This is a genomic window from Acinetobacter sp. AR2-3, assembly GCF_001878775.1.
Taxonomy (GTDB): domain Bacteria; phylum Pseudomonadota; class Gammaproteobacteria; order Pseudomonadales; family Moraxellaceae; genus Acinetobacter; species Acinetobacter lwoffii_D.
The window spans coordinates 97,767-113,961 of the sequence record NZ_MJIQ01000060.1; the positions used below are offsets into that span (position 1 = coordinate 97,767).

General features: G+C 42.7%; 18 protein-coding genes. 8 read left to right on the forward strand and 10 right to left on the reverse strand.

What is annotated here, in order from left to right:
• Nucleotides 1-290: 290 nt before the first annotated feature.
• The 7 genes from BFN00_RS12110 (at nt 291) to BFN00_RS12140 (ending at nt 7,077) form a co-directional block, all read left to right on the forward strand.
• A complete protein-coding gene (locus tag BFN00_RS12110; RefSeq protein WP_004279710.1) occupies nt 291-1,322 on the forward strand; it encodes a substrate-binding domain-containing protein in 1,032 nt (343 codons plus the stop codon).
• A gap of 104 nt (nt 1,323-1,426) precedes the next feature.
• Nucleotides 1,427-2,806, forward strand: coding sequence for a phosphate ABC transporter permease subunit PstC (pstC, locus tag BFN00_RS12115; protein WP_005107378.1), 1,380 nt, complete (start codon nt 1,427-1,429; stop codon nt 2,804-2,806).
• Nucleotides 2,806-4,197 carry a phosphate ABC transporter permease PstA gene (gene pstA, locus BFN00_RS12120; protein ID WP_004646526.1) on the forward strand — a complete coding sequence of 464 codons (1,392 nt, stop codon included), beginning with the start codon at nt 2,806-2,808 and terminating at the stop codon, nt 4,195-4,197. The genes pstC and pstA overlap by 1 nt, the downstream gene beginning before the upstream one ends.
• 13 nt (nt 4,198-4,210) lie before the next feature.
• The gene (pstB, locus tag BFN00_RS12125) at nt 4,211-5,125 is read left to right on the forward strand and encodes a phosphate ABC transporter ATP-binding protein PstB (RefSeq protein ID WP_005262140.1); all 915 of its coding nucleotides are present in this window, start codon (nt 4,211-4,213) and stop codon (nt 5,123-5,125) included.
• A gap of 151 nt (nt 5,126-5,276) precedes the next feature.
• Nucleotides 5,277-6,239, forward strand: coding sequence for a protease SohB (gene sohB, locus BFN00_RS12130; protein ID WP_071851913.1), 963 nt, complete (start codon nt 5,277-5,279; stop codon nt 6,237-6,239).
• A gap of 109 nt (nt 6,240-6,348) precedes the next feature.
• Nucleotides 6,349-6,780 carry a hypothetical protein gene (locus BFN00_RS12135; protein WP_004279718.1) on the forward strand — a complete coding sequence of 144 codons (432 nt, stop codon included), beginning with the start codon at nt 6,349-6,351 and terminating at the stop codon, nt 6,778-6,780.
• 57 nt (nt 6,781-6,837) lie between these two features.
• Nucleotides 6,838-7,077, forward strand: coding sequence for a hypothetical protein (locus BFN00_RS12140; RefSeq protein WP_004646529.1), 240 nt, complete (start codon nt 6,838-6,840; stop codon nt 7,075-7,077).
• Between the two features lie 73 nt (nt 7,078-7,150).
• Here the strand turns inward: BFN00_RS12140 and BFN00_RS12145 are convergent, their stop codons facing one another.
• From BFN00_RS12145 to BFN00_RS12190, 10 genes are all read right to left on the reverse strand, one after another.
• Nucleotides 7,151-7,792, reverse strand: a complete 642-nt coding sequence (locus tag BFN00_RS12145; RefSeq protein WP_004646530.1) for a DUF2238 domain-containing protein — start codon at nt 7,790-7,792, stop codon at nt 7,151-7,153.
• A gap of 89 nt (nt 7,793-7,881) precedes the next feature.
• Nucleotides 7,882-9,270 (reverse strand): adenylosuccinate lyase, encoded by a 1,389-nt coding sequence (gene purB / locus BFN00_RS12150; RefSeq protein WP_044112892.1) that lies wholly within the window; start codon nt 9,268-9,270, stop codon nt 7,882-7,884.
• A gap of 54 nt (nt 9,271-9,324) precedes the next feature.
• On the reverse strand, nt 9,325-10,056 hold the full coding sequence (gene hflD / locus BFN00_RS12155; RefSeq protein ID WP_005107369.1) for a high frequency lysogenization protein HflD: 732 nt from the start codon (nt 10,054-10,056) through the stop codon (nt 9,325-9,327).
• A gap of 7 nt (nt 10,057-10,063) precedes the next feature.
• Nucleotides 10,064-11,203, reverse strand: coding sequence for a tRNA 2-thiouridine(34) synthase MnmA (gene mnmA, locus BFN00_RS12160; protein WP_071851917.1), 1,140 nt, complete (start codon nt 11,201-11,203; stop codon nt 10,064-10,066).
• Between the two features lie 4 nt (nt 11,204-11,207).
• Nucleotides 11,208-11,693: an NUDIX hydrolase gene (locus tag BFN00_RS12165; RefSeq protein WP_004646534.1), complete on the reverse strand. Its 486-nt coding sequence runs from the start codon at nt 11,691-11,693 to the stop codon at nt 11,208-11,210.
• Nucleotides 11,694-11,734: 41 nt separating this feature from the next.
• Complete coding sequence (locus BFN00_RS12170; RefSeq protein WP_071851919.1) at nt 11,735-12,307, reverse strand: hypothetical protein; 573 nt, start codon at nt 12,305-12,307, stop codon at nt 11,735-11,737.
• Between the two features lie 68 nt (nt 12,308-12,375).
• Nucleotides 12,376-12,906: a gamma carbonic anhydrase family protein gene (locus BFN00_RS12175; RefSeq protein WP_071851921.1), complete on the reverse strand. Its 531-nt coding sequence runs from the start codon at nt 12,904-12,906 to the stop codon at nt 12,376-12,378.
• A gap of 111 nt (nt 12,907-13,017) precedes the next feature.
• Nucleotides 13,018-14,166 carry a D-alanyl-D-alanine carboxypeptidase PBP5/6 gene (dacC, locus tag BFN00_RS12180; protein WP_004646537.1) on the reverse strand — a complete coding sequence of 383 codons (1,149 nt, stop codon included), beginning with the start codon at nt 14,164-14,166 and terminating at the stop codon, nt 13,018-13,020.
• A 128-nt stretch (nt 14,167-14,294) separates the two neighbouring features.
• Nucleotides 14,295-14,675, reverse strand: a complete 381-nt coding sequence (locus BFN00_RS12185; RefSeq protein WP_005104587.1) for an MCR_0457 family protein — start codon at nt 14,673-14,675, stop codon at nt 14,295-14,297.
• Nucleotides 14,676-14,836: 161 nt separating this feature from the next.
• A complete protein-coding gene (locus BFN00_RS12190; RefSeq protein WP_005251317.1) occupies nt 14,837-15,208 on the reverse strand; it encodes an MCR_0457 family protein in 372 nt (123 codons plus the stop codon).
• A gap of 111 nt (nt 15,209-15,319) precedes the next feature.
• Here BFN00_RS12190 and surE point away from each other — a divergent pair, with 111 nt between their 5' ends.
• Nucleotides 15,320-16,108, forward strand: coding sequence for a 5'/3'-nucleotidase SurE (gene surE, locus BFN00_RS12195; protein WP_005251318.1), 789 nt, complete (start codon nt 15,320-15,322; stop codon nt 16,106-16,108).
• Nucleotides 16,109-16,195: the final 87 nt, after the last annotated feature.

The window sequence follows — 16,195 nt, forward strand, 5'->3', positions numbered from 1 at the left end:
AGGCTTATGTAAAACTGGGGAGCAGGATTTATCCTGAGTTCAGGTTTATAAAAATTGTTACATGTCATTGGTCTAAAATTTTTATTGAAGTGAATGACAAAAAGAACTTAATCATTGAAATCCATAAAAATTTAATCAAGAAAAAACCGCTAGATTAAAAATCACTAAATCGTAATAAAGCTGTAACTTATCTGTCATATTCTAAAATCAAAATGCAGGTATCGAAAGAAGTACAAAACTGAATAAAAAGTGGTGTACTCCAAATTTGCATAAATGAGAGAGATACTAGAATGCGCTTTACAAATATAGCTTTAGCATTAGCAGTAACCGGGGCAACTGCTGTAACGACTGCACACGCAGCTCGTGACACCATTCAAATTGCAGGTTCTTCAACTGTACTTCCTTATGCCAGTATCGTGGCGGAAGAATTCGGGAATACTTTTCCTCAGTTTAAAACACCAGTTGTCGGTTCTGGCGGTTCTTCAGGTGGTTTAAAGCAGTTCTGTAATGGCGTGGGTGATAACACCATTGATATCGCAAACTCTTCGCGTCAAATCAAAAGTACTGAACTGGCAGAATGTAAAAAGAATGGCGTTAACCAGGTACTAGAAATCAAAATTGGTTATGACGGTATTGTATTTGCATCGAATGCTAACAAAGCAGCTTATAAACTGCGTCCACAACATGTCTTCGCTGCACTTGCTGCACAACTTCCATCAAATGGCAAAATGGTCGCTAACCCGTACACGCGTTGGAACCAAATTGACAAAGCACTTCCAAATGAACCAATCACCCTGGTAATTCCTGCATCGAATCATGGTACGCGCGAAGTCTTCCAGGAGAAAATGGTGGATGCAGGTTGTGAAACATACGCTGCAATTAAGTCTTTAGACAAAGATGCCAAGAAAAAAGCTTGTACAACATTCCGTAAAGATGGCCGTGTGGTTGAGATTGCCGGTGACTATACCGAAACATTGGCACGTTTAAAAACTTCTCCAAGTGCGGTAGGTGTGTTTGGTTTAGGTTTCTATGATCAGAACCGTGACCGTCTACGTGTTGCCACAGTGAACAATGTAGCGCCTTCTGAAAAGACCATCTTGAATGGTGCTTATCCGGTATCACGTCCATTGTTCTTCTATGTGAAAGGCGAGCACTTGAAATCGATCAAAGGCTTACCGCAGTTCACAGAATACTTCCTGAACAAGAAAGTATCTGGCAAAGGCTCTAAGCTGGAAAAAGCAGGTCTGATTTCAATGTCTGATAAAGAACGTGCGGCAGTCCTGGCAAATTTCAAGGCTGGTAAAGCGGTTGTTGTGAAGTAATAAATGATTTTGAAAACGCTGGTGGTAGGGTCAACCTACCATCGGCTTTTTGCGATAAACAAGTTTTTTCAAACCATGAAAATTGAAAAAACAGTGGAGAATACATGAATCTGCTACTTATAGGTGTGTTATTGGCCATCATGGCCATAGCCTATCAAATCGGATTAAGTAAAAGCCGTAGCTTAGCAGGTAAGGGAAGCAATTCTGCAAACTTACACTCGCGTCCCGGATATTATGGTGCCCTGGTTGCACTATGGTGTGGTATCCCTGCGTTTTTAATTTTGATTGTTTGGAACATGGTGGAACCCACTTTTCTGGAGCAGGTGGTACTCAACCATTTGCCAGAAAATGTTTCTGCTAGTCTGGATCCGGCAAGTCTGAGTGTTGTGATTGATCGCGTTCAGGCACTTGCCTCAGGTTTCGGGGTTAGTGATACACCGGCAGCCTATGAAGTTGCAGCCGCGGAGCAGTTGGCTAAATTCTCGACCATTGGTACCTTTGCCAAATTGGCAGTCGTGATTTCGGCTGCACTGGCCGGTCTGGTCTGGGCCAAGAAACATATTAGCCAGGAATTCCGTGCGCGTAACCAAGTCGAAAAAATGATTAATATCGGCCTGGCATTGTGTTCTGGTGTGGCGATTCTGACCACCCTCGGGATTGTGATGTCGATGTTTGGCGAGGCGATGCGCTTCTTCAGCTTCGTCAGCCCACTGGATTTCTTCTTTGGTACCCAATGGAACCCGGGGTTTAGCACCTCTGGCAGTGCTGAAGGCAGTTATGGTTTATTGCCACTGTTATGGGGCACGCTCATGGTCAGCGGGATCGCACTCTTAGTTGCAGTTCCGGTTGGCCTGATGATTGCGATCTATCTGGCAGAATACGCTTCACCGCGGTTCCGCTCTTGGGCAAAACCCACGATTGAAGTGCTGGCGGGTATTCCTACGATTGTCTATGGTGTTTTTGCCTTGATGATCATCGGTCCATTCCTTAAAAGTATGGGTGCTCTGGTCGGACTCGAAATTAATGCCACCAGCGCGCTGACCGCCGGTCTGGTCATGGGCATCATGATTATTCCGTTCGTATCTTCTCTGTCAGATGACATCATTACTCAGGTGCCGCGTGCCTTACGTGATGGTTCTTTGGGATTGGGTGCGACTAAATCTGAAACGATCCGTCAGGTGGTTTTACCGGCAGCCTTGCCGGGTATTATCGGTGCATTCCTCTTGGCTGCGTCGCGTGCAATTGGTGAAACCATGATCGTGGTTCTTGCAGCCGGGAACAGCCCGCAGTTGCATGCCAATCCGCTTGAAGCCGTATCTACGGTCACGATTACCATCGTGAATCAGTTAACTGGCGATACTGATTTTGCTAGTCCGCAAGCATTGGTGGCTTTTGCACTAGGATTGACGCTATTCGTCATTACCTTAGGTTTGAACATTGTTGCACTGATCATCGTGCGTAAATATCGTGAGCAATACGACTAATGAGTACTTCAAATACAACGCCTGTGGATCAGCGTATTGATCCATCCATCGCCGCCGAGCTGCGTAAAAAGCGTAAGAAGACCATTCAAAGCTCTTTGGCACGACGTCATCGTAAAGAAAAAACCTTCCGTTTATTTGGTTTCTCTGCGGTACTGGCAGGTCTGTTCTTTGTGGTATTGCTGTTCGGGAGTATTTTATCCAAAGGTTTGCCTGCATTCTGGCAAAGCAGCATGAGTTTGCCGATTCATTTCGATCCAGCCATTGTGGATATTGGTCCAAAACCGAAGCCAGCAGCAGGAGAATCTCCAGCACAGTTTGAAGATCGCTTTATCGCGTGGCAGACCGAAGTCGGAATGGTGGATTGGGATGCCCTGATTATCAATGGCATGATCGCCAAAGACAGCAAGCTGGAAAGCCAGCGTGATGAACTGGGTTCTTTATATACCAGTTCTGAGGCGTACCGCTTGCGAGACATGGTCATGAATGATCCGAGTCTGGTCGGTCAAAGCAAGGAAGTGAAAATTCTGGCTGATGCCAATGTCGATGTCTGGCTGGCAGGAAATATTGACCGTGATCTTCCAGATGAACAGCAGCAGCTCAGTCCTGAAGTACGTCAGGTGGCGGACGAGATGAAAGCCTCTGGTGTGATTGAAAATAGTTTCAATACCAATATTTTCACCAGTCCTGACTCGCGCAGCTCACCAGCAACTTCAGGCTTGGCAGGTGCCTTCATGGGCTCGCTGTTCATGATGATGATTGTGATCTTTATCTCGATTCCAATCGGGGTGGCCTCTGCGATCTATCTGGAAGAGTTTGCACCGAAAAACTGGATTACCGATGTGGTCGAAGTCAATATCAACAACCTGGCAGCCGTTCCCTCAATTGTCTTCGGTCTATTGGGTGCAGCGATCTTCATTGGCTGGATGCATTTGCCACTGTCAGCACCATTGGTGGGTGGTCTGGTGCTGAGTCTGATGACCTTACCGACTGTGATCATCACCACACGCGCATCACTTAAAGCGGTTCCACCTTCGATTCGTCAGGCAGCTTTAGGACTCGGTGCTTCCCGCATCCAGACAGTATTTCATCACGTCTTGCCTTTGGCTTTACCGGGTATTTTGACAGGCGCAATTATCGGGGTTGCACAAGCTTTAGGTGAAACCGCACCATTGTTATTAATCGGGATGAGTGCTTTTGTTGCCAGCGTTCCAGCCACACCATTTGATCAGTCAACGGCTTTACCTGTACAGATTTTCTTATGGCAAGGCAATGAGTTGCGTAACTTCTTTGAAGGGCGTACCGCAGCAGCAATTATTGTACTTCTGGCCATGATGATCAGCTTGAACAGTCTGGCCATCTGGTTACGTAAGAAATTTGAAGTCCGTTGGTAATAGGGGCAGAATCATGAACACAACTGTTATTCAAAATTCCTTAAAAAAGGATCAAATCGTGAATCCACAACAGACACAATTCACCTCGGATGAGGCGACTCAAAAGCCGGCAACTCCGTTTGTTTCCCAGTTCGATACGCAAAGCAGCAGCAAAAAAGATGCGAAGTCGACGAATGTGAAACTTAGTACTTCTAATGTGCATGTGTACTATGGTGAAGCGGAAGCGATTAAAGGCATTGACCTGAACATTTATGAAAATGAAGTGATTGCTTTTATTGGGCCATCAGGCTGTGGTAAATCAACCTTTTTGCGTACCTTAAACCGCATGAACGATACCATTGATAGCTGCCGTGTAACCGGTAAAGTGATGTTGGATAACCAAGATATTTATGATCCAAATCTTGATGTGGTCTTGCTACGTGCACAGGTTGGTATGGTGTTCCAGAAGCCGAACCCATTTCCAAAATCAATCTTCGATAATGTCTCCTATGGCCCAAAACTGCATGGTTTGGCGCGTGACAAGTACGATCTTGAAGAAATTGTCGAAGGCAGCTTGCGCAAAGCCGGTCTGTGGGAAGAAGTGAAAGATCGTTTGAACCAGCCGGGAACAGGTTTGTCAGGTGGTCAGCAGCAACGTCTGTGTATCGCGCGTACGATTGCAGTCAGTCCAGAAGTCATTTTGATGGATGAACCGTGTTCGGCACTTGATCCCATTGCAACCGCCAAAGTGGAAGAGCTGATTTCTGAGCTATCTACGCAATATACCATCGCGATCGTAACGCACTCTATGCAACAGGCAGCACGTGTATCGGATCGTACTGCGTATTTCCATTTGGGGGATCTGATTGAAGTCAACTCGACCGAAAAAGTCTTTACCCAGCCAGATCATCAGTTGACTGAAGCCTATATTACCGGGCGTTTCGGTTAATCCCATATCTAGAATAAGAGCCGCAAGGCTCTTTTTTTATAGGTGAAATAGATGGTGATAATCGTAATAATTCTCGAAATAAAGTTGAAAAAAACCGAAATTGACCTAATCTAAAGGAATAAATCCGAATTAAATAGAGAATAGATTTTTTATGTTATTTCATACTCCGAAACTGTCCGCTGAAATCCGTATTAGTCATCTCAATGCGCGTATCAATGAACAACGAAAAAAAATAGCGCAAACTACTGGCTCTAAACTGGAACTTTTACAGGTATCACAACAACTGTCAAAAGAAGCGCGTGCGCGTAAGAAAACCAATCAAAAAATCTATGTACTCGATTTTAAAGGCGATATGGCGGCTTCTGCGGTAGAAGGCTTGCGTGAAGAAATTACCTTGATTCTGGCCACAGCCAAAGCCGGTCGTGACCGTGTGGTAGTGCGTCTGGAAAGTCCGGGCGGCATGGTTCATGGTTATGGACTTGCAGCAGCTCAACTGGTACGTTTACGCGAGGCAGGTTTTCATCTGACCATCTGTGTCGATAAAGTGGCGGCCAGTGGCGGTTATATGATGGCGTGTATCGCCAATGAAATTATTTCTGCACCATTCGCGATTGTCGGTTCAATTGGTGTGGTTGCTCAAGTCCCCAACTTTAACCGCCTGCTGAAAGACAATAAAATCGACTTTGAACTCTATACCGCAGGACAGTACAAACGTACCGTGACTATGTTTGGTGAAAATACCGAAGAGGGTAAGGCCAAGTTTGAAGAAGAATTACAGCAAACACATGCTTTATTCAAACATTTCGTTGAAAAGTATCGCCCACAGCTGAATATTGAAAAAGTGGCCACTGGTGAGCATTGGTATGGTCGGGATGCGCTAGATCTAAATCTGGTGGATAAACTGCAAACCTCAGATGAATACCTGCTCAACTTGTTGCCCCAACATGATATCTATTCCATCCAGACCCGCAAGAAACCAACTTTGGGTGAAAAGCTGGGCCTGCAAGCAGCGCAAATTGCTGATTCACTGGTACCCACTGTCATGAATAAAGTCATGGAAAGCTTAAGCAAAGCCAATGCAAACTTGGTACAAATGCGTGATCCAAAACTTTAATTCAGTTGATCTTGAATGAATTTTAAAGCTCACTTCGGTGAGCTTTTTTATTTTTTGAAATCATATTGTTATGATATAAGTGGAGTACTCTGATTGAGTCTAGGCTCATATGCTCACGTTTATTTTGTTGCTTGGTTTTTTTAGTATCGTATTTATTCCGATGTTATGTATGCTTTATTCTGAAGCAAAATTAACTCAGGATAATTCTAAGAAGGTTTTGTTTTGGCTGAGTTTTCTACCCGGCGTTTGTATCTTTCTGCTGTATAGCTTTCTAAAGCCCAATGATCCACCTGTTATTCCATCGAAGGAATGTGGTGTTGTGCAGTTTTATCAGATGCATAAAGTTCGAGGTGGTAATGAATTTGAACGTGTGAGTATTCGCTTTGATGGCGCTCAATATAGTCGGCATTTATTTTTCGATAAGCATCTGGATAAAATTCCTCAAGGCCAAAAGGCCTGTTTTGAATATCTAGATAAGTTCAAATATCCACATTTGTCAGAATCTAAGTTTGTTCAATGGATTGAACCGAATGAAATGTAAACCATCATTGAAACTAATCAGATAATATAAAGCATATTTCATTGTTAGAGCAGAAACATGGCTATAGCTGAAGCATTTCTTGCGACGCAAAATTGTTATTTTAATTATGAATTTGAAGAACTTTATTTAGAGGATGATTTTCCTGAGGAGTTATCTGTGTCACTGCGTGGCATGATGTTCCGTCATGAGATTCAATATCCTGATGCAACCTATTTCATTTATTACAGTGAGATGTTGACGGGGAATGAACTGCAAAAAATGAAAGATGATTGGATGCGATATTGCCCACATTCATAATTGAAAAATATGAATGTAATTAAATGCGTGATCCAAAACTTTAATTCAGCTATTAGATTGTGATTTTAAAAGCTCACTTCGATGAGCTTTTTTGATTTTTCGGTATCAATTGCAGCCCGCCTGTTATCGCCGCGCCAATCGTAGCAAGCAAGATGTCTTTGTGTGCATCCCACATATCACCTTGTTGTCCATTATAGTTTTCCGCTTCCTCAGGAGATAAACCAATGGCAATCAGCCATTCCAGCCATTCATAGAGCATGCTGCTGGCCACCACAAACTGAATCACCAGTAGGAAAATGACCACGGGTTTTTGCTGCGGCAACCAGACCTGAAACAGGCGATGGAAAACTGGATAAAGTAATAATCCGTAGGCCAGATGGACAAATCGGTCGAACATATTGCGTGACCAGTGCATGGCTTCATTCAGATTAAAGCCAAAAATCTGTTCGATCCACTGGTTATAGGGCACATAAGAATACAGATAGTGCGCAGCAATCACATGAACAATCAGAAAAAGAATATATAAATTAAAATTTAAAAAATTCAGCCCGATTTTATACAGGCAGATGAGCAGCATGATGATCATGAAAACTGTGCCTGCTTGATGCAAGAGATAAGCTTCCAGTTCTAAAGGACGAATACTGGCAAGCAAACTCGCCAGAATTAAAATGCCCAGGCTCGCGTAATGTTTGGCAGAAAGTCGATGTTCAATCATGTCGTTATTATGAAATATCTTTTTTAAAATAAAATACATTATAAATAAAAAGGCGAAGCCTGAGCTTCGCCTTTTCGTCTTATTGCAAATTAGATTTTTGCAATCAGCTCAGCTACCTGTTTAGCTTGATCAGCAGCATTACCTGTATATGATGCAGGTGTCATTTCCGCTAAACGCGCACGGTCAGCAGCAGGAACAGCTTCTAACTCGTTACCGTTTACGAAATCTACCATCATGTCGCGAGTCATGGCTTGACCACGAGTCAGGGCTTTTAGTTTTTCGTATGGTTTTTCAACGTTGTAACGACGCATTACAGTTTGAATTGGTTCAGCCAATACTTCTTGGGCATTATCCAAATCTTCATTGATACGCGCAGCATTCAATTCCAGTTTACCAATACCTTTAGAGCAAGCTTCAAAAGCAATTAAGCTTTGCGCAAAACCAACACCCATGTTACGAAGCACCGTAGAGTCAGTCAGGTCACGCTGCCAGCGAGAAATAGGCAGTTTTTCGCCAAGGTGTGCAAGTACAGCATTGGCAATACCCAAGTTACCTTCAGAGTTTTCAAAGTCAATTGGGTTAACTTTGTGTGGCATGGTTGAAGAACCAACTTCGCCTTCTTTTAGTTTTTGCTTGAAGAAACCAAGAGAGATATAGCCCCAAATATCACGGTTAAAATCGATCAGAATAGTGTTGAAACGACGTAGCGCATCAAACAGTTCAGCCATATAGTCATGTGGCTCGATTTGAGTGGTGTACGGGTTGAAGTCTAGACCCAAAGACTCTACAAATGCTTGTGAATGCGCAGGCCAGTTGATGTCTGGGTAAGCAGAGTAGTGCGCATTGTAGTTACCTACTGCACCATTGATTTTGCCCAGTAGCTCAACATTTTTGAACTGTTTGATTTGGCGTGCAAGGCGGTAAGCCACGTTCGCCATTTCTTTACCCAAAGTTGTCGGGCTTGCAGTTTGACCATGAGTACGAGACAACATTGGCTGGTCTGCATGCTTTTCAGAAAGCGCAACGATTGAATCGATGATTTGCTGCATAGATGCAACCAGTACATCACGACCGCTTTTCAGCATCAAGGCATGTGACAGGTTGTTAATATCTTCAGACGTACATGCAAAGTGAATGAATTCACCGGCATTTTTAAGTTCTTCGATACCAGCGATTTTTTCTTTCAGGAAATACTCAACCGCTTTAACGTCGTGGTTAGTGGTGCGTTCGATCTCTTTGATGCGATTGGCGCCATCTTCAGAAAAATCGCTCACAATCGCATCAAGCGCTGCATTAGTTTCACCTGAAAACGCCGGTACTTCAGTAATTTCCGGGTGGTTTGCAAGCGCTTGTAACCAACGCACTTCAACAGTCACACGAGCATGGATTAAACCAAACTCAGAAAGAAAAGGACGTAGAGCATCACATTTGCTCGCGTAACGTCCATCTAATGGAGAAAGTGCAGTTAAAGCGTTCATATCGATTCCTTAGATTTTGGAATTAAACGTAAAACGAAACACGTGCAGCATCAGTTAAACCACCTGAAACTGTAAACGCGCTAGATTCTGAATATCTTGTAGCAACTTGCGCTTGCCAAATACCATGCCCCAAGAGCTGCCACCGAGCTGACGCCACAAGTGCGCCATTTGCAAACCGGTAAATAAGGACGCACGAATACGGTTGGTGTGTCCGGCATCTTTAAAGGCTTCGGCATTGCCACGTACCATAATACGCGGATTAATCTGTCCGGCCGTATCGACATAGGTTTGAGCGAGATTGGCAATGATGCTGGGGTGCAGGTAATTATTATCAAAGAAAGAAAGCTGTCTGAGAATTTTCTGTTGGGACTGTTCAATAATTTCAACAAATTTGGGGTTGCTATAGACCTTCTTTTCTAATTGAAGAAGTGCCATTGCATAGCTCATGGGAAGTTTGGTGCTGGAAAGTTTTGGAATTCTGGATTTTGGAGAAGTATTGAAGGGTTGAATAATGCTGCTTTCTAATGTTTTTAAACCTAAGGAAATATCGGCCAGTTGATTAAAAAAGTCCAGGGTCTGGGCATTCTGATTGCTGCCGGGACGGATATTAAGACTGGCTCTAATTAACTGTTCAAAATAAAAGTTACCACTTTCACCAATGCTTTGCTGCCCCGTCAATGCTGTCATATGGGTTAGCTGGGTGGCCTGAAACACACCCGCTAATGCCAAAGCACGATTTTGACGAGTATTCAACGTTGTGGCTGGTTGAAATGGTAACTCCGTCATGCCGAATTCATCCTTTTATAAAATCAGGTTTAGGTGCATTGGTATGATGAATCACACCACCCCCTAAACAAACTTCACCTGAATAGAACACCACGCTTTGACCCGGGGTCACTGCACGTTGAGGTTCATCAAACTCAACACGAACACCATTCGGTGATTCTGAATCCTGGTATACCGTACACGCTTGATCAGTCTGACGGTAACGGGTTTTGGCTGTACAGCGGAAACCTGTTTCAGGAATATCTTGCTCACCTGCCACCCAGTCAATCGCCTCACTCCAAAGTATGGTGCTTTGCATCAGTGGGTGTTCATGGCCTTGGCCGACCACCAGACGATTGCCTTCGATATCTTTATGCAATACGAACCAGGCGCCTTCAGCGACGCCTTTCATACCGCCAATACCAATACCACCGCGTTGACCGAGCGTATAGTACATTAAGCCGTGATGATCACCAACCTCTTTACCGTCTTCCAGTACGATTTTTCCGGGTTGAGCAGGTAAATATTGCTTCAAGAAGTCATTAAATCGACGTTCACCAATGAAACAGATGCCAGTCGAGTCTTTTTTCTTGGCCGTGACCAGATCTAATTCTTCTGCAATTTTACGGACTTGTGGCTTTTCAATTTCACCAACAGGGAACAGGGTCTTATTAATTTCACGACCATGGACAGCATGCAGGAAATAAGTCTGGTCTTTGTTATTGTCCACACCACGCAATAAAGGTGCATATTCTTCACCACGTGAGTTGGTCATGGTTTCACCACGACGGCAGTAATGGCCTGTGGCAATAAAGTCTGCACCCAAGTTAATCGCGTGATCTAAGAAGGCACGGAATTTAATTTCTTTATTACATAAAATGTCTGGGTTTGGCGTACGGCCAGCCGCATATTCCGCCAGGAAATGCTCGAATACGCGATCCCAATATTCCATGGCAAAGTTTGCGGTATGCAGTTTAATCCCGATTTTGTCGCAAACGGCTTGTGCATCGGCAAGGTCATCCATCGCCGTGCAATATTCTGTGCCGTCATCTTCTTCCCAGTTTTTCATGAAAAGACCTTCAACCTGATAACCTTGTTGAAGTAAAAGGGCAGCAGAAACAGATGAATCTACACCACCTGACATACCGACGATGACACGTTGTTGCATAGGATTAGGCATCCAAATTTGAAATTAAGGGAGAATTTTGGTGCTCGTAAATGAGCGATAAAGGATATTTTTGACCTGAAAGCGCATCTTGCACGGCTTTAATCACCAATGGACTACGCGCGCGAGCAGATTCAATCAGTTCATCAAGCGTCATCCAGACTGCGCCGATAATATCTGTATCTAAAGTGGCATTTGGGTCATAGTCAATGGATTTGGCCAAGAAACAGAAACGGTAATAAGTACGATCCGGGAACATCGGTGGAGTATAGGTATATATACCTAATAAGTGTTTTACTTCCACCCTATGACCTGTTTCTTCCATGGTTTCACGAATTGCGGCTTCAATAATGGTTTCACCGCATTCAACATGACCTGCTGGCTGATTAAATACCGTGTGTGTCACACCTTCTGTATGTTCTTCTACAAACAGGAATTTTCCGTCTTTTTCAACGACAGTTGCGACAGTGACATGAGCAGTCCAAGCGGTCATAAAGCAGCACCATGGAAAAGGATGCACTATTGTATAAAATTTTAGGGTGTGTGGCTATGATGAAATTTTCCGAAAACTATAGTTTTAAACTTTCCTTCAAATTCATTGTTATGATTATATAGAAAGTCAATTTGACTTTCAGGAATTGGATGTTGGCATATTTCTAGACATGAGTAATATTTGATTGTATTCAGGGAAAGTTCACGTCTTTTTTGTCTAATTTCAACTTTATTTTCATCATAATGTGAAATAAGTGTTTCGAAGTTTTTTACGGGTACTTCTTGTATTTGTAAATATAAGTTATTTAAATGTACTTCAAAATAATTTATATTTTCCTTGAGTATGACGGCAGCCTCTAAAGCATTTCTGAGATCATTTTTTTCGAGTTGAATGTTATATTGTACCTTCCAAGAAATAAAACCAATGATGGCAACTATAGGTGTTATTACATAAGTAGTGGTTGTAATAATTGTGTTAATTCCAGTCATACTGAAGCTACAAGATAAAGATTGTCCTTGACACACTGCTATGTACTGAAAAAATCCACATATGAATAAAATTATTATGTAGGTGAGTAGATAAAATCCCACATATTTTTCAATTTCTTTAAACATAAATATTCATATAGAGATAGATTTAATTTATTGTATCTAACGATCAAAAAATTTGGCAATTAAAACAGTTATTTATAATTCTCAGAAACTTTTACATAATTATGTGCAGAATACGGCAAGAACGCCATTTCTTTTTCAGTGAGCGGACGTGCTTTTTTTGCCGGGCTACCAACATAGAGCCAGCCACTTTCCAAAACTTTACCCGGTGGAACTAGCGTACCTGCACCAATCATCACATCATTCGGAATGATGACATCATCCAGAATAATGCTGTTAATCCCAATTAGTACACGATTACCAATCGTACAACCATGCAATGTCACATGATGGCCAATCGTGACATCTTCACCAATGATCAAAGGCGAACCATTCGGTTTATCGGCTTTTTTATGACTGACATGCAACATGGCATGATCCTGAACATTCGAATTTTTACCAATCCGGATTGAATTAACATCACCACGAATCACGGCAAAAGGCCAGACAGAAACATTTTCAGCCAAGACCACATCGCCGACCACGATTCCCATCGGATCGATATAACACGATTCATCAATTTGTGGAGTTGTGTCTAAATAAGAACGAATGTTTTGGCTCATGGTGATCTGCTCATTAAAAGTTTAAGGATCATGTGCATAGTATAAAATAAAAAGCACCCATCTGAATGAGTGCTTTGGTCTTAGTGCTAGACTAAAACAGTCTATTTAAACTTAGAACAAGTTTGAGAAGAATTGTTTAATGTGGTCGAGCATACGTGCGAAGAAACCAGCTTCTTCAACCGCGTTTAAAGCCACCAACGGTTTTTCTGAAATTACTTTACCATCCAGAGTCGCTACGTATTTACCTACGACCTGACCAGGCTGTAAAGGTGCAGTCAGTTTAGGCTGAACCACCAGCTGGGTTTTAATCGCGTTGGCCTGACCTTTCGGCATAGTCACATTAAAGTTTTCAGCAAGACCGATCTGAACTTCATCTTCCTTACCAAACCAGACTTTGGCTTTAGCAAGTACCTGTTTAGCCGGTTGAACATTTTTGGTTTCGAAGTTTGCATAACCCCAAGCCAACAATTCACGTGTTTGTGTCGCACGTTCCTGCATGGTTGGTGCACCAAAAATCACTGAAATCAAACGCGTAGGACCGCGTTTTGATGAGGTAGTCAAACAATAACCAGCTTCATCAGTGTGGCCAGTTTTTAAACCATCTACACTCGGATCAGTATATAGCAGGGCATTACGGTTACCTTGCTTGATGCCATTAAAGGTAAATTCTTTTTCCGCATAAATCGGATAATACTTAGAACTGTCTTTAATGATGTGTTGTGCCAGCGTTGCCATATCTTTGGCAGTTGAATAATGACCTTCAGCCGGCATACCGGTTGAATTGATAAAGCTGGTATTGGTCATGCCAATACGTTTAGCTTCCTGGTTCATCATATGTGCAAAGGTACCCTCGTTCCCTGCAATATGTTCAGCCATGGCTTTCGATGCATCATTCCCTGATTGAATAATAATCCCGCGAAGCATTTCAAGTGCAGTTGCCGTACCATTTAAAGGTACATACATACATGATTCCGCGCTACTGCCGCGACACCATGCTGACTCGTTCATGCGCACTTGTTCATCTTCAGTGAGTTCACCGCTCAATAGTTTTTGTTCGATGATGTAGCTGGTCATCATCTTGGTCATTGAAGCAGGGGCTAATTTTTCATTTTCATTTTTTGAAGCGAGAAGTTGCCCTGTCTCGTAGTCCATTAGCACGTAGGATTTATTATTCAATTCTGGTGGTGCAGATAGGACAGTTGCTGCAAAGCTAAAACTAGGAACTAATAATAATGCAGCAAGGGCAGTTTTTTGGGTCATTTCTAGTGGGTTCCTATATCTTGATGTAAGCACGAAGAGCCTAGCATTTTAGGACAAAGCTAGGCTGACTTCTATGGGAAACCCGGTCTTATTTCAAAAGTATTGTAAGTTATCGGCAGAAAAGCAGCTTAATTGTTATAGGTGGTTAATTCATTACAAATCACCTGATTTTTTTTCTTGCCGGCTTTCTTGGCATCCGATTGTGCTTCGGCCAGAATATTGCGGAAATCGTTCTGTTTAGCCATCTGGTTTAAGCTTTCAACCGGATTACGCTGGCCCGGCATATACTCAGTCACCAGCTTGGTATAACCCTGATTAAACTGTGACTTGTCTTTGACCATGCTTGGACAGATTTCTGAAAGAACATAAATGGCTGCCAGTTCCTGTTTGGTCACTTGCTGAGTTGGGGTAACATTAATGTTTTCATCGGCTGCAAATGCAGAAGTTCCCAAAAGAGTGGCGGCAGAAATTGCGCAGAATGTTAAAGCTTGGAATATTGGATTTTTCATTGAAAACTCAAAAAATGGATTTAGAACAATAATTTGCCTAGCTTAAACTTATTTTTGAAATTGAAAAGTGGGAAAATGTAGCGAAGCTGTAGAATTATGAATAAATCTGTAAGAGAAAATAAGACGATGTTTACACCGTCTTATTTGAAAATTTAGCTGGCTTAGCCTTGGTAGTTCAGCATTTCTTCACAGACAGTTTTCTGCTCGTCTGAGCTGGTTTGCTTTGCACCCTGACGTGCTTCTTCAAGTAAAGATTTATATTCACTGTCTGCCTGTAGCTTTTGATAGCTCATGCCTTTATCTGAGTAGTCTGCAAGATAAGACTGGATCAATTGTTCAACGGTGCTGTTAAATTTTGGATTTTGACCAATGATTGCCGGGCAAACTTCAGCCATAACCTGTGCTGATGCAATATCTTCTTTTACAATGGTATTGTTTTCTTCAACAGTCAGATCGTTTGCCATGACTGAAGGGGAAATAAATGCTGCCAAGCTTAAAGTGAGAGCGCTAAGTAAAGAGAATTTTTTAATCATCTTGAGCCACATATTATAAAGATGGATGTCGAGCAATAAATATATATAATTCCTGCACTAATACAATGAAATGTCCTAGTCAGTCATTTTTTAGCGTAACGAGATTTTTTAGTGAATATTTTAGTTTCAAATGATGATGGGGTGTTTGCACCCGGTATTCAGGCTTTGGCGCAAGCGCTAAAGCCTTTGGGGCGAGTGGTGATTGTGGCACCGGAAAGTGAACGCAGTGGCTTTTCTAGTGCCTTAACTTTGGACCGCCCTTTACGCCCAATCCAGATTTCTCCTGATGTCTGGGCGGTTAATGGGACGCCGGCAGATTGCGTTTACTTGGCTATGAACGGGCTATTTGATTTTGAATTTGACCTAGTGGTTAGCGGGATAAATAGCGGCGCAAATCTGGGAGATGATATCTTGTATTCCGGTACAGTCGGGGCGGCCTTTGAAGGTCGTTTAACTAAACATCCTGCGATTGCCGTATCACTGAGTGGGCCGAATGTACGTGGCTATCAGCAGCCTCAGGATTATCAGTTGGCCGCCGAATGGGTGCATGATTTTATTGCTCGTGGTTTGCCTGTTCTGCCTGAGCGACATATTTTTAATATCAATATTCCAGATGTAACTGAATTGCAGGGTGAAAAAGTGACATATCAAAGTCGCCGCCGTCAGTCTAAACCGGTGACGAGTCATGTAGATCCGCGTGGTCGTCAGGTATTTTGGATTGGACTCTCGGGAGAAGCAGTCGCAGAACCTAAGCCGGGATTTAGCGAGATTGATTCAGACTTCTCTGCGGTCGCCAATGGCTATGTCAGTATTACCCCGATTCAGATGGATGCCACCAATTATGAGAGTTTGCGGAATTTGCAAACACAATTGGAAGAAAATGCGTCCTTAGTGTTATAACTTTGTGAAAAACTCGCGATTGCAAGTATATTGCCGTAAAACTTTGCTAATCTTAACGAAATTTTGCAACCGTATAGCATTAGAGAG